Origin of the sequence: Corynebacterium crudilactis, from assembly GCF_001643015.1 — a bacterium.
GTDB classification, from domain to species: domain Bacteria; phylum Actinomycetota; class Actinomycetes; order Mycobacteriales; family Mycobacteriaceae; genus Corynebacterium; species Corynebacterium crudilactis.
Genome location: NZ_CP015622.1, coordinates 1338524 through 1361094, shown reverse-complemented (window position 1 = coordinate 1361094; position 22571 = coordinate 1338524). Strand labels below are relative to the sequence as shown.

Sequence of the window (22571 nt, the reverse complement as noted above, 5' to 3'; positions counted from 1 at the left end):
CCCAATGGCAAACAAGAACAATAAGGCCCATGAGGTGGACAAAGACCAAGATTCAGCCATGCTGATCAATGGTCGTTTACAGCAAATTCCGGCCCGCCCAACGGAGGAATTTACTCGCCCTACCCTTGCTGCCGGCGCTGTGCTGTGGCGCGGTGATATCGACGATCCAGACAACATCGAAGTCGCTGTTATCCACCGACCACACTATGACGATTGGTCACTGGCCAAGGGCAAAGTCGATCCCGGAGAATCCATTCCAACCACCGCAGCACGCGAAATTTTAGAAGAAACCGGCTACGACATCCGTCTTGGAAAGCTGATCGGCAAGGTCACCTACCCAGTTCAAGGCCGCACCAAAGTAGTTTATTACTGGACTGCGCAACTACTCGGTGGCGAATTTGTTCCCAATGATGAAGTAGATGAGATCCGTTGGCTGCCCGTCGATGAAGCCAGCGAACTCTTGAGCTATCAGGTAGATACAGAAGTATTAGCCAAAGCAGCCAAGCGTTTCCGCACTGCCACCACCACCCGAGTCCTTTATGTTCGCCATGCACATGCACATGGTCGCCAGACCTGGGCTGGGGATGACAATAAACGTCCACTGGATAAAAAGGGACGTCGACAAGCAGAAATGCTGGTGCCCATGTTGTTGCCCTTCAAGCCAACCTCAATTTACTCGGCGGTCCCCGACCGCTGCCAGACAACCGCGCTTCCCCTTGCCGACGAGCTGGGCCTCGATGTGTCCGTAAATCGCCTCTTCGGCGATGATTCCTGGGAAACCGACCCAGAAGCCTGCAAGAAACGCTTCACCGATGTGGTCAGACAAGGCGGCGTGCCCATGATCGTCGGACAAGGCACCATCGTGCCGGAAATGATCAAATGGCTCTCCGACAGCGGCACCTTGCCCATCGATGAAAAAATCAAAGCTAAAAAAGGCAGCGTGTGGGTCTTAAGCTTCCATGACGGGATCCTCACCGGCGCCGATTACCTCGCGAGCTCCCTGCCGGTTAAGTAGTTTTCCCCTGACTTTAGAATTTTGGCGCTGGCGTCTTAATGCTGGTTTAAGGCTTCACGTTAAGGCGTTGGAATTCTAAAATGGGCAACTGCGGGAAAATTCTCTATCGTCGAAGCAAGTCTGCAGCAGAAGGAGCTCCCGACTTAGCTAATGCATCAAGCACATCATCGATAGTTCTGGGTGGATTTTTGAAAGCTGCTGCCGCATAAGTGACCGCTTGGTGGACACGAATACCAAACAGATCAATCTGATCACATAAAAATTCATCAGCGCTTTGTATCTCAATGCCATATCTGCCCATGATGTCCTGAGGAAAATCCCGATGGTTCTCAGTAACGATTACTTGAGCACCACATCTGATTGCTGCGGCAAGAACATGCCGGTCATCCGGATCCGGCAGGGACAATGAATCAATTAACTCTTCATATCCTGTCACAAGGCAATCATCCACAGCTCGGCACATTAACTCCCGAGTTCGACGTAATTTATGTGGATCCAGGTCTGGTCTATTGGCTTGGAGATTACGAAAGACCTCATCCAAGATGGCATCAGTCCACCGTGCTTGGAAATACCTGTGCCAGCCAGACGAATAAGAATGTCACGCAGCATATTGGGGTAAAGCACATTGGCGTCATAAATAACGGTAAAGCCACTCACTCGTAAAGCCCCATGTTTTCAGTAAGAGCAGTAAGTTCATCAGCAGCAGCACGTGCATCAATATCTTGTTGATGCTTGTATGCCTGCACATCAGCAGCATATATCCGTCGATGAGTACCAACCTTATGACCAGGCAAGATACCCTCATCCATCAATTTAACAACATGTGGACGAGAAACATTGAGCAGGTGCGCAGCTTGCTGAGTGGTCAGTTCTGCCCGCATAGGAATAACTCCCACCGACCTTCCAGCCGCTGAATTAACCAGGATCTCCCGCAGCACGGTGGCTACTTCCCGGGGTAAGCGGATAACCTCATCAGACTGTTCCACTATGACATGGACATCCTCATGGCTGGCGGTACTACCAAGCACACGGTTAATTTTCTGCAAAGCCTCGCGGGCTGTGGCTGCAGTATTAGCGATTTCGTTGTCTTGTAGATATGTCATATCCCCACATTACCGAACAAACGAAATAAACGAAACAATTATAGTGGCTGAATTTCATAAGCTAACAAACCATAAATCAGATCAGGCGTTTCCACGACCCCCGAAACTTACGATGGACCCAACAAGCCAAAAACACCCCGCGAAAACTCTCGCGGGGTGTTTTTTATCAATGCGTGAAAAAACTTTAAGCGTTGGTGCTTGGCTTAAACGCAGGACGCTTAGCCTCAAAAGCCTCAATCTCATCAAGCTTGCGCAAGGTCAGGCCTGCATCATCAAGGCCTTCAAGCAGACGCCAGCGAATGTAGGGATCAACTTCAAAGCTGATGACTACTTCGCCTGCGATAACCTGCTGGTTTTCCAGGTTAACGGTGAGTTCTAGGCCTGGGGTCTGTTCCATGAGCTTCCACAGAAGTTCGATGTCAGACTGTTCCATGATACCGGTGAGCATGCCTGCTTTGCCTGAATTGCCGCGGAAGATATCGGCGAAGCGGGAGGAGAATACAGCGCGGAAGCCATAGTCCATCAGTGCCCATACAGCGTGCTCACGGGAGGAGCCGGTACCGAAATCTGGACCTGCAATAAGAACGGAACCGTTCTTGTAGGTGTCAGTGTTAAGCACGAAGTTTGGATCGTTTTTGCGCCAGTTGGAAAACAGTCCGTCTTCAAAGCCGGTGCGGGTAACGCGCTTGAGGTAGACCGCTGGGATGATCTGGTCAGTGTCTACGTTGGAGCGTTGCAGTGGAACGCCGACGCCGGTGTAGGTAGTAAATTTTTCCATTGTGTTATGGCCTTCCTTTAAATATCTGCAGGTGAGGACAGGGTGCCACGGATTGCGGTGGCGGCGGCGACTGCTGGGGAGACCAGGTGGGTGCGGCCTCCTGGGCCTTGGCGGCCTTCAAAGTTTCGGTTGGAAGTCGATGCGGAGCGCTCGCCTGGCTTCAGCTGATCTGGGTTCATACCCAGGCACATGGAGCAGCCAGCGGTACGCCATTCTGCGCCAGCGTCGGTGAAGATCTTGTCCAGACCCAGCTCTTCGGCTTCTTGCTTGATCCAGGTGGAGGAAGGAACGACCATCATGCGGATGCCGTCGGCAATTTTCTGGCCCTTCAGAATATCGGCAGCGATCTGCAGATCCTCAATGCGGGCGTTGGTGCATGATCCCAGGAAAACAGTATCGATTTTAATATCACGCAGTGGGGTGCCCGGAACCAGGTCCATGTACTCCAGAGCCTTTTCAGCTGCTGCTTTGTCATTGTCGTTGGTGAAATCTTCTGGGCTTGGGACAGATTCGCTCAGTGGCAGACCCTGACCTGGGTTAGTACCCCAGGTAATAAATGGAGTCAGCGCGGAGCCGTCGATCTCGACAACCTTGTCGAAGATCGCGCCCTCATCGGTTGGCAGCGTCTTCCAATAGGCAACTGCTTCATCCCAGTCAGCGCCAGCTGGTGCCATTTCGCGGCCTTCAACGTAGTCAAAGGTGGTCTGGTCAGGTGCGATCATGCCGGCGCGAGCGCCTGCTTCAATCGACATGTTGCACATGGTCATGCGGGCATCCATGGACATCTTGCGGATTGCTTCGCCACGGTATTCCAGCACATAACCCTGTCCACCGCCGGTGCCAATCTTGGCGATGATCGCCAGAATCAGGTCCTTGGAGGAGACACCTGGCTGCAGTTCGCCGGTAACTTCAATGGCCATGGTCTTAAACGGCTTCAGGGGCAGCGTCTGGGTAGCCATGACGTGCTCAACTTCAGAGGTACCGATACCAAATGCCATCGAACCGAACGCACCATGGGTGGAGGTATGGGAATCGCCACACACAATGGTCATGCCTGGCTGGGTTGCACCCAGCTGTGGACCAACGGTGTGCACGATGCCCTGGCGGACATCGCCCATTGGGTGCAGACGCACGCCGAATTCTGCACAGTTATCGCGCAGGGTGGACACCTGGAGGCGGGAGATTTTATCATTAATTTCCAGCAGTGAGCCAGTCTTAATGCCTTCGGTTGGCACATTGTGATCTTCGGTGGCCAGGTGCAATTCTGGGTGGCGCAGTTTGCGGCCAGTCATGCGCAGGCCGTCGAAGGCCTGTGGTGAGGTTACTTCATGCAGCAGCTGCAGATCGATGTAGAGGAGATCGGGTTCGCCGTTTTCTCCCTTGGACACGACATGGTCGCGCCACACTTTCTCTGCCAGGGTCAGCTTCTCAGTTGAGGTGCTGTTCTCCACGGGGCTGGTCATGGAACTCACCGTCCTTAATATTTCTAGCTTCCCTAAAAATCTAGGGAATCTCACAATGTGGGATTAATATTTCGTTTCATGAGACAGTATAGCCCAAAGTGGAACCACTTTGTCACGTCCCGCGCTTAAGTTTTTTCAAAACATCAGGCATCAAACCATCAACATGAGCACTCTTACATACGTCTCACAGTATGAAATGCTAAATTCAAAGTATGGGACAGCAAGAATATGCAGAGGACACCACCGAAAGCGGAATTAAGGTTTTGGACCGCACGGTATTAATCCTCAACGTGATTGCAGAACAACCACGCTCACTCGCAGAGCTCGCTGCAGCCACCGACCTCCCCCGCGCCACTGCTCACCGCCTGGCCTCCGCACTGGAAGTCCATGGCATGCTGGCACGTTCGCGCGATAATAGGTGGACCATCGGTGCACGCTTGGCTTCACTGGGTGCACGCGGCGCAGATACGCTCATCGATACCGCCGTGCCGATCATGACCGATCTGATGGAACGCACCGGCGAATCCGTCCAGCTCTACCGCCTCACTGGTACCACCCGCACCTGCGTAGCCAGCCAAGAGCCACAATATGGCCTCAAAAACGTCGTGCCCGTTGGCACCCGCATGCCACTCAATGCTGGTTCCGCCGCCCGAGTTTTCGCCGCCTACCTCCCCATCGACTCCGCAGCAGCCTTTGACCGCGAAGAGCTCGATCAGATCCGCGCCACCGGCCTGGCGGAATCCGTCGGCGAACGCGAACTCGGCCTAGCAAGCCTCAGCTCCCCCGTCTTCGATTCCAACGGCTCCATGATCGCGGCGATCTCCATCTCCGGCGTGGCAGAACGCCTCAGGCCACATCCGGCAGCCATGTGGGGCACCGAACTTATCGACGCCGCCGAGCGCCTAGGCGCTCTCCTTTAGCTTGCCGATTAGCTTTTCGACGCCTCCCCTCAGCTGTTCATTCAACCCGTTTTCACCCAATCTCTTAATGGAAACCCGCAAAATTTCCGTATACCACCACAGCTGATTTTCTTTACCCGAGTTAAACCGCTCCCACAACGACTCCCCAATCTCATCTAAATCATCCAAGATAGACATGAGATTGTGCAGCTTGTCGGCAGTAGAAATCAGTACAGCTTCCTTTGATGCATGAAACTCCAAATGCTCAATATAAGCATCAGCCCGCACCTGCCAGCTAGGATGCTCAATTTTCGTGAGATCCTCCACCAAAGCCAACACCCGCGGCCCAAAATCTTTTTCTAACTGAGCTGCACTGTAGCGCTCTGGCACATCTTCCAAGGTGTCATGCAATAAACCAGCAATCAGCACATCCTCATCATCAGTGACCTGACTGAGCAAAAACATCACCGAATAAAGATGAGACACATAAGGAATACCACTGCCCTTTCGCGAGTGATCACGATGAGCAGTGGCTGCGGTATTAATTGCGAATCGAAGTCGCTTATTCAGGATCAGCATGGGCACCACACTAATGGGAAGCGCTGGGAGCTAACCTAGTTCTTAACCCCTTACACAATCACACTGCCTTTAGTTTCCTTATTACTAATGCAGGAAAGAATACCCAAGCCCATCATGATGGAAGTGAACACCAACACTGGAACCCATCCCAGCTCACCTGGTTTAACCAACATGGCTGCAATCATTGGTGTAAATCCGACAACGATATTTGCGAGCTGCGTACTCAGTGCATATCCAGTCATGCGCACTTCCGTTGGGAACATTTCCGTGTACATCGGTGCTTGAACGACATTTCCACCCGTAGAAATCAGGCCAAGCAGCACATAAACTACGGCCATGAAAAACACATTTCCAGTGGTAAGGGAATAAAAGAGAATTGGGAACAAGAGCACTAGACCAACCATTGAAGTGATATACACAGGTCGGCGACCAATTTTGTCAGATAGCGATGCCCACAATGGCTGTACTAGAAGTCCCACAACCATACTCACGGTTGCAAGCGTAAGCAGTTGACTCTTTTCCATATTCCATGCGGTCACACCGTAATTAAGCGAATAGTTGGTAAGAAGAACACCAGTAATCGCAAATTGTCCCATGAAAATAATGCGCAGCACATTTTTCCAATGGAAGCGGAACAATGTAGATAGTCCAGCTTTATGAGCTGTTTGTTCAGCTTCTGGCACAACCCGGCGCGGTGGCTCGGTAACTTTAGTGCGTACATAAATGGCATAGAGAATGACAGGAATCGCAATGAAGTATGGGATTCGCCAGCCCCAGCTAAAGAGGAATGAATCTGAGCCTGAGAATGGGATAAATGCACCCAAAGCGAGCAGCTGTCCCAATGCTAATCCGTGCATGGTGAAGGCTGTGTAGAAACCACGTTTTTCAGGTGGTGCCCATTCTGATGTCAAAGTATTTGATCCTGCTTGCTCTCCACCGGCAGAAAAACCTTGAATCAATCGCATGATGACCAAAATGATTCCTGCTGCTGGTCCAATTTGAGCGTAGCTTGGTAGGAATCCGATAACTAGGGTCGCAAATCCCATCAATCCTAGAGTGAGGAAGAGAGTGTTCTTTCTACCCCAGCTATCTCCCAATCGCCCTAGGACGATAGCGCCAAGCGGGCGAGCCAAATATGCAACACCGAAAGATGCCAATGAGGCGATATTAGCTAAGTATGCGTTTTCTGCCCCACCGAAAAATACTGTTGGGAAAATAACCGCAGATGCGGTTCCGTATAGTCCAAAGTCGTAATACTCTGCGAGGCCTCCCCAGAAACCTGATTTAGCGGCTTTCTTTACCCAGATTAAGTGCCTGTACTTTTATTGCAGCTTCTGTTCTAGAAGACGCGTCCAGCTTCCGCAACAAGCTCTCTACATGGTTGTTAACTGTGCTAGTAGATAAACCTAATTGTCTCGCAATCGATGAATTCTTTTTACCATGCGAAACCAGATTCAAAATCTCACGTTCCCTATTCGTCAGTCCATAAGCAGACATTTGTCGATGCCCACGAATCAGTTTTTCGCATTCTGGACGTGCTGCCTCCAACAATTGTGTCCAGTAAGGAAGAAATCTGTCAGCACCTACGCTAACGTGTAAAACGCCAATCAGCTTCCCCCTTTCATCGTGAAAAAACATCGAGCTTCCCTCTGAGATACCAGCTGGGCGAAACCATTCTTCAACTGCCTGACTTTCCCGAAATCTTGGCACGTCCTCCCAACAGTTATTAGCGTTGAGAACCTTTTCCATCGCTTTGACTTCTGGAGAGCCTTCAAAAAAATCATGCGCTAAATAGGTTAAAAGTGCATCAGGATAACCTGAAGAAAAAATCTGTTCATACTCCTCAATTTGAGAGTTGTAATTAAACAGGGCTATTCCATGAGCTGAGGTAAATCTTTCAATTACCTTTATGATCCCAAACGCCTCAAAAATAGGGGTGAGACCCGAATGAATTTGCATCTCTCCTCCAGAATATTCATTGCGAGTCACACCACCCTATCAATTTGATTTTCCCCTTATACGAGTTTTAGCTAATTTCCGGACGATACTGAGCCCATGGATTTAGCTTTTCGACAGCACATGCAGCCCGTAGTACAGCCGCGTCATCATGTAAACGACTAGCCAACTGAAGACCAACTGGTCGGCCATCAGAAGTAAAGCCTGCTGGCACTGTAATCGCTGGAGTGGTCATCATGTTATAAGGGTAGGTAAATAGCCATTGCAATACCTGAGACCGAAGTGGCTTGCCTTCAAGCCAGCTAGGAGCAAACTGTTCAAGCGGGAAAGCTGCTGCGCCCAATGTCGGAGATGCAAGAATGTCGTAATCTTCCATGAATGAACTGAACGTATCCCACATTCTTCCTCGAAATTCCTGTGCACGCCCATAATCGACAGCAGTAGTGTTTTCCGCTTCCTTCATGATCGCAATCAAATTCTCATCAACGTTGCCACTCTCAGAATCCCAATCAAGCAAGTCATACTCCGAAGCAAAGCCGGGAACCCAAATACCCTGCCACATCGCATCTTCAGGAAATCCCCAATCAGGTTGATCTTCCTTAATAGTTGCTCCAGCCTGAGTCAGCAGATTAAGCGCATTTCTAGCTATGTCAGCAACCTCGGGATCAACTTCACCAACTCCAAGGTTTTCAGACCATGCGATCTTAAACCCTGAAACTCCTCTAGAAACTTCAGCAACGTATGACACGCTTGGATCAGGCAAACTCATAGGATCAGCATTATCAAAACCACTAACCACATCAAGCATGAGCGCATTGTCTGTGACGCTTCTTGTAATCGGGCCATGATAAGCCCATTCAAAGTACCTTCCGGGCAGAATAGTCTGTGGGATACGTCCAGTAGATGGTTTGAGCCCCACTACTCCACACATCGCACTTGGAATTCGAACTGACCCCGCGCCGTCACTACCTTCTGCGATCGGCCCTAATCCTGCTGCCACAGCTGCAGCCGCACCTCCGGAAGAACCGCCGGCGGTGTATCCAATCTTCCATGGATTATGAGTTGGGCCGAAAAGATGATTATCAGTGCCTCCGTAGTAACCACTTTCCGGAGTATTTGTCTTACCCAGAAAAAGCCCACCAGCGCCGAGGAGTCGTTTAACAATTACTGCATCATGATCAGCAACATTATCCTTCATGGGAGCCATACCAAATGTTAATTTTCGATCTTTAACCGCAGTTAGATCTTTAATGGTGAAAGGCACTCCAAATAAGGGGCCTACATTTTCACCTCGCGCTAGCTTCTGATCCAGCGCTTCAGCGTCCCTACGAACCTGATCAGGGTCAAAATCAACAATGGCATTGATTGTTGGGTTCACCGATTCAACTCTGGAAATCATTGCTTCCGCTATTTCCGAGACTGCTAGCTGACCGGTACTTGTCAGTTCTACAATCTCAGTGGCTTGCATCCAAGGAATATCAGTTCGAGATATCATGTTCCACCCTTCAACTCGGTAATTAAGTGCTGTAAATCACAATACTTACCTACCGAGATTTGCAACATGGGCATAACTACCTATGGTGTCGGCACCTCTACGGGATTAATACATTTCCTGAAAACCAGGACACAACACCGCTCTATACAAATAATATAAAGAACCTCTGAACCATAAACCTCAATGTATAGATCGCTCTAACTGCTCATGAGATGATCACATCAGATACGCGCACCTTTATATCCCACCCACGGAAAACCCTACTCACAGTTAATGCCGTCATTATCTCCATCGCCGTACCAGTGGTACTCGGGATCAACGCCTGCAACGTATGGCCCTAGACCAGCTGCTTTTGCTTTCTTACAGCTGCTAAATCGAGGATCTAAGCCCTCTCCTTCAGGTGCAGGAACCACAGCAGGCTCAGGTACAACTACCGGCGCAGAAGGCTCCACCGCTGCTGGTAGAACAGGAGCCAGTGACCAGCTCTCTTTGTCTACTCCCTCAGTGCCTGCAGCATCACCAACAGGAACTTCCTGGCCAGGACACGCTTCTAATACTCTGACCATTGCATCTTTTTCTGCAGCAGTTACCCACAATCCGTACGCAGCTTTCACGCCAATCTGGCGGGCGACGTATTCACAACGGAATGCTCGGTTTGCGGGAAGCCAGGTTGCGGCATCGCCATCACTTTTTTGCATATTCGCAGGTCCATCAACTGCCAGCAGATTTAATGGATCGTTGGCAAATGCGAGGCGCTCAGCGTCATCTAATTGTTGAGCGCCCTTTTGCCATGCATCAGATAGAGCTACCACGTGATCAATTTGCACGGCCCCAGAGGTATCTTGGCCACGAACAAAATTAATCACCGTCGCGGTGTAAGGCTCATGCAATACTCCCGTGAGTACTACGCAATCGTTCGTGCCTGGCCGAAAAGTTTCCGATTCTAAGTCTCTGGCAAGAATGTCGTTACGGGTATCGCAACCATTGTGATCAGTATCAGCCCAGGCAGGCCCAAAGTTTAGGCGATCATATCCAGTCTTTGGCGCTCTACCTTTCACTTCCAGGAAGCCTAAAACCGTCATCGCGTCTGCAGTGTCCACGTTAGTAGAGGAGGCAGGCTTGCCCACGGTGGTCTGGGAAGTTGCAGTGGTCGAAGGCTCTGATGAACCCGGCGCGGTGGTCTCTGCAGGAGAAGATGATGTAACCGTTGTGGTGGTGTCATTAGTTGCTTCTATTTCTGGAGACGAGCACCCTGTGGCAGCAAGTCCCGCTGCCAGAATGATCCCCGATATTGTCATCCAACGCTTAACCATCTTGATGTCCTCCTGTTTATCGCCACTTTGATATCCCCTCATCATCCCATGAGGAAAATTCTCACTAGCCTCAAGGTGGCAGATCATCTACAGAGCTCTCAGATCTTCAATAAAAGTTCCCTCATACCCCTCTTTTTATACATATATATGCATATATGGGCCACTCTAAATAATCTCAATAACTTAGCCCAAGGAAACATACGCTCGAATTTGCAAAACGCTCAGCCACCGTTCTCATCATCGCGTTTGCTTATCCGGTCAGCGCTGCAGTTACGCTGGTCCTCATTTGGGTTGGTATGCGCTTATCGACGGAGCCCTCGAGCTCGTCGCCGCTTTCCGACCTGAAAACCGAAAATCCAAAGGATACCTCCTTCTCATGGGCATCCTTGGCATCATCACGGGATCATTCGTCATCTTCCACACAATGGAAAGCGCTGCAGCAGTTGCACTAATCTTGAGCATTTGGTTGATGGTTCGTGGCGTATCCAGCATTGTGCCCGCATGTGCACCGCTTCCAACATCAACTCGCATCATGGTCGGCATCAGTGGTGTGCTGTTCATCGTGGCGGGCATCTTCTTCAATAATCCTGGCTCTGCAGCACTAGCTGTGAGCTCAATTCTGGGTGTTCTTCTCCTTGCTTTCGGTGGCTTCACCCTAGGTGGTGACGTATGGATCCTTCGTGCACGTCGAGAAATTCATGATTTGACTAAATAAACCAGCATTCTAATTTTTCCCTGGTCAGGTGGATTATAATTTGACCTATAGAACCATAGAGCTGAATTGGAGCACACATGCTAGATACCATCAATGATCAAATACAAATAGTTATCACGTCGGTCAACGAAAAACTCACCGTCCCGATCATTGCGGGACTCGCCGTTTTAGGATTGCTTTCTGGTGGCGGAGCCTACCTGTCTTATGACACCAGTATTTCTTCCGAGGCACCTGAGTACCAGGCACCAGCGCAACAATAGTTTTGCAGCAGTATTTACTTGTAAAAGTAAATACTGCTGTTTTTAGCTTAAGGATGCAATTTTAACTATGGATAAGCCCGCCGGAAAAAGGCACTCCAAAAAGATTTTAGTTAGAACACTCTCTGTCCTGGTTGGGCTTGTTGCCATAGCCGTCGCCTCATTCGCTTTGAGTCCTGTTCCCGGCGCGAAAGTTATTAAAACGCTCTTTGATGCCGATGCCCGTAATAAGCATGACGACATGCAACAAATACTCGGCGATAAGAATGACGATGTCATCGTTCATTCAGATATTTCCTACGGCACCAAAAGTAGCGATGAAAAACTTGATATCTATCAGCCACAAACTACCGATTCATCACTACCTGTAATCATTTGGATGCATGGTGGAGCGTGGATCTCTGGCGATAAAACCGATGCTGCTCCTTATTTCAAGGAACTGGCTAACAGAGGCTTTGTCGTAGTGTCCCTCAATTACAGCCTTGCTCCAGAACAGTCCTACCCAACACAAATCCATCAGCTCAACGATGCATATGGATATGTGAAAAATGAAATTGCGGATTATCAGGGCGATACGTCCAAGATCATTCTCGCAGGAGATTCTGCCGGTGCTCAGATGACAAGCCAACTAGCTGCGATCACTACAAATCCTGGTTATGCCCAAGAGATGAATATCGAACCGCAGCTAGAAAAGTCAGATATTACAGCTCTCATCCTGTACTGCGGCATCTATAAAATAGAACATTTGGCAGAACCAGAACCTACTCTCTCCAAGATCCTCAGTTGGGGAAACCGCACAGCGGTATGGTCATTGACTGGAACCCGTAATAATCGAGATAGCGCGACAATCCATCAAATATCTGCTTTCCACCACGTCACAAGTGATTTTCCGACAACTTTTATCAGTGGTGGAAATGGCGATCCTCTGACCAATGTCCAATCAGTACCATTTGCTGAAAAGTTAGAAAGCTTGGGCACAGACGTCACAACACTGTTTTATCCAGAGGATCACACACCAGCACTCCCCCATGAGAATCAGTTTGTTCTTGATGAAGATGGCCTTGCAGGATTTGAAATCTTAGTGGACTACTTGAAGAAACAGACTGCTTAAGCTCAATAACTAAGGCTGCTAATCATCAAAAACGGCCTTCATACAGCGCATGGCAGCAAGAGTTTTAGGCACACCGATATACGGCATTAAATGAACAAAGCACTCTGCGACTTCTTCTTTACTCATTCCTGCAACATCCACTGCAGTTTTAATATGCCCAGTCAGTTGTGGTTCAACTCCACCCATTGCTGCTAGCGCTGCCATGTTCAGTATCTGGCGATCACGAAGCTCAAGACCTTCTCGCTGATACGTGCCACCAAATACTGCGCCGACAACCCAATCTGAGGAACCTGGCGCAAACTCATCTAGTTGTTTCTTCCAGGCAGCTGCGCCTTCCGGAGACTGTGTCTCCTCCACAAATTGGTTTCCTTTATCCATGCTGAGTTCCATGGTGCTTCCTCTTCTTCTGATTGTAGATATTTGAATACGCGGCGCCATCATATCAAAAAACTGCAGGTCAGAACAGAAATATGAAATACAAAAACCGTTTCATACACCCAATAGAGAGTGGCTGAAACGGTTAATTTTTGCACTTCTTATGCGCGCTCGAGCTGAAGAATCTTATCTCCTGCGACACTGCCAACGAAGATCTTGTCTCCAACTTCCAAAGCAGTAGTTGGATTTCCGAAGCCTGCAACCTTACCTGCAGCAACTGTCTCAACGGTGAATGCCTCAGGGGCAAGTGCGAAAACATCGTAACGATCTTCTGGCTCTAGATCCCCAAATTCATAACCAACGAAAGTCTCAAAGGAATCAATAACCTGACCGGTCACCAGGAGTTTTCCATCCTCAGTGTAGCGAAGGTTATCCGGCATGATCTCAAGCGCAACAGTATTTAGCCTTTCACCAGAGCTGCGATCTAGTTCCACTAGTTCACGTCCGCCCCACGAAGCTACATAGATGGATCCACCATCCTTAGAAATTGCGATGCCGTTAGGGGTAGACATCTCTGAACCCTCAACAACTGACCAACCCTCGGCCGGAGTCCAGTGGAGAATTTCACCGGTATTCTCCCCAGCGAAAGCCTTCTCAAAGCTAGCTTCCATATTGGTTGGATCCAGGAAGTTGGTCACATAGAATCCATCGGAATCAGGATCTGGAACAACACCATTGCCCATGCTTGCAGCTGGTAGCACCGCACAACCAACCCAGGTCAAAGCTTCCCCATCGACAGTAAATACCTCAATGCTTTCACGACCACCGTGGTTGACCACATAGAGGTACTCGGTGCCGTCTTCTGAAACTTCAGTACCAAGCCCATGCGGCGCTGCAACAGAAGCATCCAATGGGCCATCGCAGGTACCAAAGGTTTCGGTGTCATGCGCTTCAGTGATGTTCTCTGCAGTCCAGACATTAGTAAGCCCACCGGAGTCTGTGTTGACAGCATGCAGACTGCCTGCGCCACCGTCATCATCACCTGGGTTCTCTGACATTCCGCTGAGGAAGACCACGCCAGACTCCAACAAAACCAGATCCTCCGGCTTCGTAGGACCATCAAGGAGAGTCTCAGTCCAAGAGACCTGCTCTACGGAGGTTTCAGTGGCCTCAGTAGCAGAGGATGTCGATGCCTCTGCATCAGCGGTGGATTCCGCCTCGCTAGGTGTGCATGCAGCAAGTGTGAACACCGCGGTAAGAGCCGCAGCTGCAGGGATGATCAGTCCGTTAAAACGCATAAAGGTCTCCTTGAAGTAAGGGGAAAAGGATTATGAAGGAATTTTTAAAGGGGTAGAACACAAGCTTCGGGCACGTGCCTTCAGCGGATGACACACAAATCTGCATCGTGTGGTTGATGTTGTTCAACCATGTGACGCCCTGGCAGTTTTGGGCTGTACGCTCCAGTGACGCTGATGGATTTTGAAGTTTTCCGTGCACTTTATTGCCGTGAACTAGCGTTATCTCATACATAGTCAAGGATCCCCAGGACCCACTGAGTGCATACACTTAATGCGCTTTCACGAAGAAATACACCTCAAGACATCGATTCGCAATGGCATTAATTCTCGCAATATCTACACCGTCACCTTGAGATCCACATTAAAACTCCTCCAGATTGTGCGGTAAACCACTTTCGTGATTGCGCACACTATGCCGGAAGTACTGGACATATGTCTACCCATTTTCTTTAGCAAAACTTTTTCCAGGACATACCCACCACAAACCACCCCTAAATAGGGTTAAATCAGAAGCTTTTAGATCCGTTACACAGATTTACGCAACTTACCATCTGACTTTTCAGGTGTTGCCAAGTAGGCCAGTAGAACGCTTCAGGCAAACTCTCGGACATCTAGATCCAATCTCAGCAAGATGAGCAACTGCAAATCAGCTACTCACATCCGAATCCATACTTCTCTTAAGCAGGATTTACTCCTTCGCATTTACATCTGTACGAACTCTGTCTAACTCCACAGTGAGATGCATGGTTTGAGGGTTCTTCAATGCTCGTTGCTTCCACCTACGGTCATGTGTCACTGTGATAACGGCACCATCGTAATTATCCAGAGCATCTTCCAACTGTTCGATAAGCTCCGGTGCAAGATGGTTCGTCGGCTCATCTAGGAGTAGAAGATCACAAGGTGCAGCAAGGGCAACAGCGAGTTCGTACCGTCGGCGCATACCTACAGATAGGGCTCCGAGCTGAATATCTAGATCTTCTGGTCGAAATAGGCCGAACGATAATAAATGTTCAACAGCCTCATCCAAGTACTCATGCGTGGCAGCGGCGAAAGTCTCCTGTAGTGTGAGCCTGCCATAGGCATCGAGATCCTGCCGTAACCAACCAATGCGAAGCCCAGTTCGATGCTCCACGGTTCCTTGTTCGGGTGTTATTTCGCAAGCAAGTACCCGAAGCAGCGTTGTTTTTCCGGCTCCGTTGGGGCCAGTTACAAGGATTCGGGCACCAGCGCCGATATCTAATTGGTCAAGGGACAGCGGCTGACCTCCGCAGTCTTCGCCGAGACGAAGGTGCCGTGCGGACAGCAGTGGTTCTACATGCAGCCTGGAAGAATCGGCAGCGTCATCGATGGACTCAAATGGTGGTGTGAAGGAAAGCGGATCCGTTGGAAGTTTCGCCGGTTCATCCAGAAGCCTCGACACCTGCTGTTTTGCCATACGAATCCTGCTCATCGCCCCGTGGGCCCGCCCTCGCGCCCTGAATGCGCCATGCCCGAAGCCAGACTTTTCCATTTTCTGTGGGATGGTATCGAGCCGGACAGAGTTCGATGACACAAGTTGTTTCTGCCGAGCAAGGTTTTGTCGCCATGCTGCATACGTTGCAATCAGTTTCTGGCGTTCAGTCTCCCGTGCTTTCAGAAAGCCTGAATAGCCGTTGCCATACCGGCGCAGCGAGCCACTTTCAAGATGCACAATATCGGTTGCAACTCGGTCAAGAAATGCGCGGTCATGTGTCACAACAACCAGCGCGCCACGATGAACTGCGATTCTGTTTTCCAACCACAAAATGGCAGCGTCATCGAGGTCGTTGGTGGGTTCGTCAAGTAACAAAAGCTCTGCCTCGGAGGACAGCGCGGCGGCAAGGGCAAGTCGAGCTCGCTCTCCGCCGGACAGGGAGTCAACCAATCTATCTCGTTGGAGTTCACCAAGACCAAGCTTCTCCAAAGCCGACTCCAGCCTTTGGTCGAGGTTGTACCCATCGCGTGCTTCCCATTGATCTATCGCTGCTGCAAGCTGGTCTAGCACTGGTTCTTGTTCCGCTTCCGGAGTACTGGCTAATCGTTCAGATAACGCAGTGACTTCCGATTCGAGCTGTCGAACGTCGGCAAGCAACATATCGAGCGCTTCCGCGACTGTCGCTTTCAGAGGATAGTTCGGGCTTTGCTCGGCGAGAGAAATCCCGCCTGGCAGATTTACTGTGAGTTTGCCATTGGTGAGCGGTACGGTACCGGCGATCACGCCAAGCAAGGTTGACTTGCCTGCACCGTTATCACCGATGACAGCAATTCGTTCATGTGGCCCGATAGCGAGGTCAATTTCTGACAGCACGAGTCGATCCGCAAATCGGACAATACCTCCGTGGATCTCGCAGGTCCTCGCATTTTTCGGGTTTGGGAAATATTCAGCAGATGGGGTCATGGAATTCTCGTCTCCGGCAGCCGAGCATAAATACCTCAAAGCCACCTCATGAGATGTGCATCAAGCACATTTAAGGAACAGGTTCGCCTCACGCCGAGAACTACATCTAGCGTGCTGAGGACCCACTGTGGAGCGAAGCTCTACACAATGTCCCGTTCTACTTATTCAAAGTACCCATGCGGCAGATGCTAACAAGCACTAGCGCTAGAGTCAACGAAAATCCTCCACACAGCTAGCGCCAAGAACGAACATCGTACGTTTCTACTCTCTGCCCTAATGGTGATGCCATCCAGAAAAAGAGTACGAGTACCTACTGAATTCAGCCGGCGACAGCAACCGAAACACGAGCAGTCCACTGACTAGCCGGTTAATCACAACAAAAAAGCATCCACCTTCAGAATCTGAAGGTGGATGCTTTTAAAAGTACGCCAGGCATCACGCAACATATACGAGGTGCTGTCAAGTGCAGATGAGCCCTTCAAAGCTACCCAGCTACCAGGGCTAATGAGATAAATATCTCATCCTAAACTCAGACAGTCTCCGATGCTAAATTAGCTCACTTTGGTGGCATCTCCGTCACGAAACGAGCATAGCGGACGAAACTTATACGACCAAGAGGTTCAAGCGCAACCCTCTCTATCTCCCAGGTAATAGACCTGGAGGGTCGACAGTGCACTGGGTGGCGTGAGGCTTAGTACTGTCTAGTATCTCTCGATAGTGGTGCAGTTAATATTGGGGCTATACGGATTATATGGGGCAGAGTTGGGGACTCTACAATTGATTCCGGTGTTGCCACGGAACGCATCACTCTCAATACTCGTCACCGAACTCGGGATGGTGACGCTAGTTAGCTGGTTGTCCCAGAACGTACCAACTTCGATATACCTCAGCGAATTAGGAATAGTGACACTAGTAAGCTGGTTGCCATGAAACGCATAGCCCCCAATTCTCGTCACCGAACTCGGGATAGTGACACTAGTTAGCTGGTTATACCCAAACGTCGAGCCCTCAATACTTGTCACCGAACTCGGGATGGTGACACTAGTTAGCTGGTTGCCATAAAACGCCGCACTCCCAATACTCGTCACTGAATTAGGTATGTTGACGCTAGTTAGTTGGTTGTTGGCAAACGCCTCAAACTCAATACTTGTCACCGAACTCGGGATGGTGACACTGGTTAGCTGGTTGTTAAGGAACGCATAACTCCCAATACTCGTCACCGAGTCAGGGATAGTGACTGAGGTGATCGACCTTCCAATGAATGCATAATCAGTACCGGATGGAGGCTCGGCGTTTCCGCCAATCGCCACCACCGCCTTGTCATTAATCCGGTTAGGAATCACTACATCATTAGGGCATTCAGCTTTCAGCGGCTGGGTGGTATCCTCTTCAAAACCCGGAACAAGTTCGCCTCCGAAGTACTCAGCAATTGTTACCCCTCCCGGGACATCTCGAGTCCTAAAGCAACTATCTGTAGTTGCGACTGGGTTTCCATCGCCTCCCGCTACAGGTACACTATGCCCAGAACAAGCCCCCTCTGCTACCGACTTTTTTCACTCGTAACACAATATGATTTAGTACCAGGCCTATCCGAATAAGCAGTCAGCTGGTAGCTACCTCCGCCGCTTGTGTAGATATATTTGGTATTTTCAGATTTCTTGAGGCCGCCAGTATCTGGTGGAGAGGTTTCTTCTGTAGCTTTTATTAATTCCAGTTGCTTGCCAGCATTGCTGGTATCTGACTTGGTGGTACTATCTGTCGCCCTAATTTGGACACCGTTATACGCAACTATGGAGATAGCAGCTAAAATACCAATTACTACAATTACAATCAGCAACTCAACAATCGTAAAACCAGGAAGTCTATTATCCCTAAGCTGGACTTTCCCATTAAAGTAGTTTCCGATACGCAGGGTTTGCTTCTTCATATATCTAATTACTATTTCTCTATTTAATTATATTTATCAAAGTTTAAGTCTATTTAAACATAAGCAATGATGAATTGTAAGAGCACGAGCTGAGCTACCTAATTTTACTTAAGTCAAACCCCTTCAGGAACTTTACTACCTTAGGGCTATGGGTAACTATGGTCTTGGTTCCCTCAGTAATCGCGAGATTTAAAGCTGCTTCTGGAAGTTTTTGGATAGAGCGGGAAGCAAAGTTTGCAAACATACCCAGCTCTTCTATTGGGATGCTCTTTCGTTCAACCGTCAACTGCACTGCTTCGGCAAAGCTATAAGCCAGCTCAGCCATCTCGTTTGCTCGCTGATTCAGCGCCTCGGCGGCAGCCCGATTCGTAAGCAACTTTTTGTCTGCAAACTTCGCCACTTCATGAGCCGTCTCGTACAGATCATGAACCCTTGTCGCACGCTTCCGGTCTCGATCAGCTTGTAGTACGCGGAGCGTCTTAAGTTCTTCGTTGTATGCCTCAAGGGATTCTTCTCGCTTCTCTTTAAGCTTGAAATCATCCAGACGACATTCGGCTAGGTAAGCATTGGCAAGAAAACCCAGCCACTGAGAAATTTCTCGCTGAGCTTCTTCAGTAGCGAGCATCATCGGTTTAAGTCCCTGTATTTTGCCAAGGTCTCCGCGTATAGCATTGATCTGTTCCCACCCATAGCTTTCAACTTCTTTCACCGTGTTGCGAAAGTCAATAAGCTTGTTCATGAAGTGAGAATCGACGATCTCTTCAAGCTCATACCTGATCTTGGTTTCCCTAAGGGTTGCCAAAAGTCCCCAAAGCTTGGACTCTTGGGCCTCATCTACCTTCCTAATGACTTCATCAAGCTTGTGGTCAATAGTCTGGAGGTAGGCAGTAATCTCAGCCAAAGACTGCTGCAGCGCCGCCTGCGTAATAACTCCGCCTATGCCCGACAACACGGCCGGATTAGTAAGCAAAGATCCAAAACCTTTGTCAACCTGCAGCCATTTACCGGTCTTTCCAGGCTTTCCAAGCTTTTCGATCATCGCATAGGTGATGCCACCTTTGGTCTCATACAGCCCGTGCTTTTTGACCAGCGCAGCGCTCTCCTTCGTGAGCTTGATGTAGTAGCCAGAATTCTCTGCAATCCCAGACGCACCCTGTAGTACAGTGCCGCTCTTTTTCAACTGCCCATTTAGGTCACGAAGGAGGATGTTGTCTATTTTGGTTGTTTTCTTTTCAGAAATGACTAGAGAGTCTATAAATTCCTGGACAGCCAGCTCATCGCCAAAGACCATGAGTTCATCATCGCGTAGAACCACTTCAACTTCCAGAGTAGCCTGACTATCTTCGGAGGGATCATCATCCTCGCTAATCAGGGTATGATCCTCAGACTCCTCTGCAGAGACAGAATTTGCCGTCTGACCAGTCTCAGTAGCGTCGGTGGTATCGCCAGGTTCGTCACCCTGGTCGAACACTTCCTTGGCTTCGATCGGGCCACTCTCGTCGTCCATGATTAACTCCTCATCTGTCCCCGGTAAAACCCGCCAATAGCGGATCCGCTGGCTGGCTTCCAGTCTACTAAGCCAGGTGGACAGCGGGGTGGAGATCAGGAGTAGCAATCACACAGCCAAGCGAGAAGGGAGGTTACCGATTCATTTCGTAGCTCTGTCTAACCAACGTCATTACGTAATCTGAGTCCATCATAGGGGTGAGAGGGCACGGAGTGTGGCAACATTGACCGGCACGCCTTGGGTTTTACCCCAAGGCGTGCCGCGCGCGCGCAATCTCTGACATAAAATTATCTACTGCAGTTTTACTGAGGCGCTACTACCGATCAGCGTGACAGACTTCTTAGCCCGCGATACAGCCAGCGCTCTCCCCGTTAGCGATCGGCGGGCGTTATAAGAGAACACCAGAGCTACGATGACTTAGGATCTACAGATTCCACTGTCTCCAGAAGATCCAGCGCTAATCTGTGACCAATAATCTGATCAATCACGCTACTCAGTTTTCGAATATTACCGAGCTGCTTCGAGTGGCTCTTAAGATTTAGTTTGAGTTCATCAGCATTGAGGATAGATACTTCTTCTGGAGTAAGCTTTTCGAACTTCGCATCGACCAACCGGTCGATAATGGTATCCACCTCGAAACTGCTTAACGGATGGAACTCGATAAAGGCATCGAACCTAGAGTAAAGCGCTTCGCCTAGCGCATTTTTCACTGCACTCTCCGAACCGTAATTCGACGTACAGATAATTAGCGGCCTGCCAACCTCGACTCTATAGTTCTTGTCTTCCAACACACCCTCGTCAAACAGCTCATAGAAGGCGCTATGGAAAACTGAACTTGCTTTATCAAACTCATCAAAGAGAATCACACTTGATTCTCTCTCCATCAGGTCCAGTGCGAGCGAGGGTTCTTGGTGACTTCCTCCGAAAACATAGGAGGCAAATTTTTCGCTATGTAGCATTGAAAATTGCTTCCGGAAAAGTAATCCTCCGGTGAGGCGACTGATAAACTTCGCAGTCTCTGTTTTTCCTACCCCTGATGGCCCATAAAACATCACCACAACGGGTCCATCTACATTCTGACGCGTCAACTGATACATCGCAGCAAGAAGCTCGCTCTTAACCGAGTCTTGGCCCACGAGGTGGTCTTGGAAATCAGCGTTGAAATTTCGCAGCACTTGCGCATCAAAACTGCCCAGCTCGTAAGAAACTTCCTCAACGTCGGCTACTCGTTCAAGGTGCGATCTAACGAGCTCGGGAGGATTATTTAAATAGATATTCTTCGGACCAATTGACCGCACTAACCCGGCAAAATTTGAGATCGTTGCTTCTGTCAGACTGGCGTAGTCTCCAGATTCTGCCAAAACATGCTCCGGGCCTTCCTCGACATCTTCAGGCTCTGTCTCCGAGGGGATGGAGGCGCGTTTATCCACGATACTGATCTGTCTATTGAGATTGTCGCGCTCGTAAACGATATCTAGTAACGATTCCGCTTCCAGCCCTGCTGTCTCTGCTTTAAACCAGGATGAAGGTCCATAGTAAATATAAGCCTTCATATCATGGGTCGCCATTACGCACCGCTCTCTACACCGGCCAGGATGATGTCGTAAACCGGCAGCTTGTTGTCGCCAGAGACTCCGGATGAATCAGAGTGCGGTTCTTCGATGAAGCTAGCGAGTTTGAGATCCGGGGAGGAGTTTTGGGCTAATTCCGACTCGATACTTAAACTCAGCTCCGTAGTATGACCGACCTTAATTCCATGAAAAACTAGGTTCATTCGTGAGAGGTCCGAGAGCCCGTAACTGTTCCGAAAGGCACGAATGTTAAATCGCAATACAATTTTCTTGCGATTGTCGTCTTCGCCAATGAGTTCGTAATAACCCTTGGCCTTTTCGAGCGCCTCATCCATTAACGCAATATTAAAATCAGCGTCTTCCGTACGGGCAGCTATCATGTATGGCGTGAACATCTTCATAAAAGCCATCGAATTTTCTGCTGGATAAACTCGAAATCCCCTCAGTTTATTAATCTGCAAGCTTTCGCTCGCCGCGTTTAAATAATCAGTTAAAATCGTATTTGAAAGCGTCTTACTCAGCACACTTTCTCCCGCCAAGGAAGCTTCTGCTCCGCTCCTGAGTTCGCCCGAACCTCCTAAGAAAGGCAGCCAGCTCAATTTAGCAATGAGACTCGCTTCTACATTAATTTGGGTTTCATCAGCGCGTTTACGTATACCTTCTTTAATTACTTCAAGATTTCCTCCTGCAGCAATATCCAAGTAGTCAGACGCCGTGTCCTGGTCGAAATATACTACTTTAATAATTGATGATTGCTTCTGCTTTTTCTCTACCATTTGAGTATCCCTATATA

At 49.4% G+C, this 22571-nt stretch carries 22 protein-coding genes; 5 read left to right on the top strand and 17 right to left on the bottom strand.

The window, feature by feature from the left end; all coding sequences use genetic code 11:
- Nucleotides 1-4: 4 nt before the first annotated feature.
- Nucleotides 5-1015 carry an NUDIX hydrolase gene (locus tag ccrud_RS06440; protein WP_066565381.1) on the top strand — a complete coding sequence of 337 codons (1011 nt, stop codon included), beginning with the start codon at nucleotides 5-7 and terminating at the stop codon, nucleotides 1013-1015.
- Between the two features lie 103 nt (nucleotides 1016-1118).
- On the opposite strand, the gene ccrud_RS06435 is transcribed toward ccrud_RS06440, so the two are convergent.
- From ccrud_RS06435 to leuC, 4 genes are all read right to left on the bottom strand, one after another.
- Entirely contained in the window at nucleotides 1119-1556 is a 438-nt protein-coding gene (locus ccrud_RS06435) for a PIN domain-containing protein (RefSeq protein WP_245670389.1), read from the bottom strand.
- Nucleotides 1557-1668: 112 nt separating this feature from the next.
- The gene (locus ccrud_RS06430) at nucleotides 1669-2118 is read right to left on the bottom strand and encodes a helix-turn-helix domain-containing protein (protein WP_066565380.1); all 450 of its coding nucleotides are present in this window, start codon (nucleotides 2116-2118) and stop codon (nucleotides 1669-1671) included.
- A gap of 184 nt (nucleotides 2119-2302) precedes the next feature.
- Nucleotides 2303-2896, bottom strand: a complete 594-nt coding sequence (gene leuD / locus ccrud_RS06425; protein WP_066565379.1) for a 3-isopropylmalate dehydratase small subunit — start codon at nucleotides 2894-2896, stop codon at nucleotides 2303-2305.
- 17 nt (nucleotides 2897-2913) lie between these two features.
- Complete coding sequence (leuC, locus tag ccrud_RS06420; protein ID WP_066565378.1) at nucleotides 2914-4359, bottom strand: 3-isopropylmalate dehydratase large subunit; 1446 nt, start codon at nucleotides 4357-4359, stop codon at nucleotides 2914-2916.
- A gap of 212 nt (nucleotides 4360-4571) precedes the next feature.
- Here leuC and ccrud_RS06415 point away from each other — a divergent pair, with 212 nt between their 5' ends.
- The gene (locus ccrud_RS06415; RefSeq protein WP_066565377.1) at nucleotides 4572-5279 is read left to right on the top strand and encodes an IclR family transcriptional regulator; all 708 of its coding nucleotides are present in this window, start codon (nucleotides 4572-4574) and stop codon (nucleotides 5277-5279) included.
- On the opposite strand, the gene ccrud_RS06410 is transcribed toward ccrud_RS06415, so the two are convergent.
- The 5 genes from ccrud_RS06410 to ccrud_RS06390 all read right to left on the bottom strand — a co-directional run bounded on the left by ccrud_RS06410 (nucleotide 5262) and on the right by ccrud_RS06390 (nucleotide 10601).
- Entirely contained in the window at nucleotides 5262-5837 is a 576-nt protein-coding gene (locus ccrud_RS06410) for an HD domain-containing protein (protein WP_066565376.1), read from the bottom strand. The genes ccrud_RS06415 and ccrud_RS06410 overlap by 18 nt on opposite strands.
- 50 nt (nucleotides 5838-5887) lie before the next feature.
- Nucleotides 5888-7144: an MFS transporter gene (locus tag ccrud_RS06405; RefSeq protein ID WP_066565375.1), complete on the bottom strand. Its 1257-nt coding sequence runs from the start codon at nucleotides 7142-7144 to the stop codon at nucleotides 5888-5890.
- Complete coding sequence (locus ccrud_RS06400; protein WP_157776013.1) at nucleotides 7122-7826, bottom strand: helix-turn-helix transcriptional regulator; 705 nt, start codon at nucleotides 7824-7826, stop codon at nucleotides 7122-7124. Before ccrud_RS06400 ends, ccrud_RS06405 begins: the two co-directional genes overlap by 23 nt.
- A 37-nt stretch (nucleotides 7827-7863) precedes the next feature.
- Nucleotides 7864-9288 carry an amidase gene (locus ccrud_RS06395; protein WP_066565373.1) on the bottom strand — a complete coding sequence of 475 codons (1425 nt, stop codon included), beginning with the start codon at nucleotides 9286-9288 and terminating at the stop codon, nucleotides 7864-7866.
- A gap of 260 nt (nucleotides 9289-9548) precedes the next feature.
- Nucleotides 9549-10601, bottom strand: coding sequence for a GmrSD restriction endonuclease domain-containing protein (locus ccrud_RS06390; protein ID WP_066565372.1), 1053 nt, complete (start codon nucleotides 10599-10601; stop codon nucleotides 9549-9551).
- 286 nt (nucleotides 10602-10887) lie between these two features.
- Here ccrud_RS06390 and ccrud_RS06385 point away from each other — a divergent pair, with 286 nt between their 5' ends.
- The 3 genes from ccrud_RS06385 to ccrud_RS06375 all read left to right on the top strand — a co-directional run bounded on the left by ccrud_RS06385 (nucleotide 10888) and on the right by ccrud_RS06375 (nucleotide 12684).
- A complete protein-coding gene (locus ccrud_RS06385; protein ID WP_074025437.1) occupies nucleotides 10888-11316 on the top strand; it encodes an HdeD family acid-resistance protein in 429 nt (142 codons plus the stop codon).
- A 77-nt stretch (nucleotides 11317-11393) separates the two neighbouring features.
- Nucleotides 11394-11576 carry a hypothetical protein gene (locus tag ccrud_RS06380; RefSeq protein WP_066565370.1) on the top strand — a complete coding sequence of 61 codons (183 nt, stop codon included), beginning with the start codon at nucleotides 11394-11396 and terminating at the stop codon, nucleotides 11574-11576.
- Between the two features lie 67 nt (nucleotides 11577-11643).
- Nucleotides 11644-12684 (top strand): alpha/beta hydrolase, encoded by a 1041-nt coding sequence (locus tag ccrud_RS06375; RefSeq protein ID WP_066565369.1) that lies wholly within the window; start codon nucleotides 11644-11646, stop codon nucleotides 12682-12684.
- An 18-nt stretch (nucleotides 12685-12702) separates the two neighbouring features.
- On the opposite strand, the gene ccrud_RS06370 is transcribed toward ccrud_RS06375, so the two are convergent.
- The 8 genes from ccrud_RS06370 to ccrud_RS15700 form a co-directional block, all read right to left on the bottom strand.
- Nucleotides 12703-13074: a carboxymuconolactone decarboxylase family protein gene (locus ccrud_RS06370; protein ID WP_066565368.1), complete on the bottom strand. Its 372-nt coding sequence runs from the start codon at nucleotides 13072-13074 to the stop codon at nucleotides 12703-12705.
- Nucleotides 13075-13220: 146 nt separating this feature from the next.
- A complete protein-coding gene (locus ccrud_RS06365) occupies nucleotides 13221-14357 on the bottom strand; it encodes an SMP-30/gluconolactonase/LRE family protein (protein ID WP_066565367.1) in 1137 nt (378 codons plus the stop codon).
- A gap of 688 nt (nucleotides 14358-15045) precedes the next feature.
- Nucleotides 15046-16773, bottom strand: a complete 1728-nt coding sequence (abc-f, locus tag ccrud_RS06355; RefSeq protein ID WP_082868794.1) for a ribosomal protection-like ABC-F family protein — start codon at nucleotides 16771-16773, stop codon at nucleotides 15046-15048.
- A 701-nt stretch (nucleotides 16774-17474) separates the two neighbouring features.
- Nucleotides 17475-18083, bottom strand: coding sequence for a leucine-rich repeat domain-containing protein (locus tag ccrud_RS15890; protein ID WP_425394213.1), 609 nt, complete (start codon nucleotides 18081-18083; stop codon nucleotides 17475-17477).
- 230 nt (nucleotides 18084-18313) lie between these two features.
- Nucleotides 18314-18700: a type IV pilin protein gene (locus tag ccrud_RS06345; protein ID WP_066565364.1), complete on the bottom strand. Its 387-nt coding sequence runs from the start codon at nucleotides 18698-18700 to the stop codon at nucleotides 18314-18316.
- 94 nt (nucleotides 18701-18794) lie between these two features.
- A complete protein-coding gene (locus ccrud_RS06340) occupies nucleotides 18795-20207 on the bottom strand; it encodes a hypothetical protein (RefSeq protein ID WP_066565363.1) in 1413 nt (470 codons plus the stop codon).
- 407 nt (nucleotides 20208-20614) lie between these two features.
- The gene (locus tag ccrud_RS06335) at nucleotides 20615-21775 is read right to left on the bottom strand and encodes an AAA family ATPase (protein ID WP_066565362.1); all 1161 of its coding nucleotides are present in this window, start codon (nucleotides 21773-21775) and stop codon (nucleotides 20615-20617) included.
- Nucleotides 21775-22554 carry a DUF6414 family protein gene (locus ccrud_RS15700; protein ID WP_066565361.1) on the bottom strand — a complete coding sequence of 260 codons (780 nt, stop codon included), beginning with the start codon at nucleotides 22552-22554 and terminating at the stop codon, nucleotides 21775-21777. Before ccrud_RS15700 ends, ccrud_RS06335 begins: the two co-directional genes overlap by 1 nt.
- Nucleotides 22555-22571 lie beyond the last annotated feature (17 nt).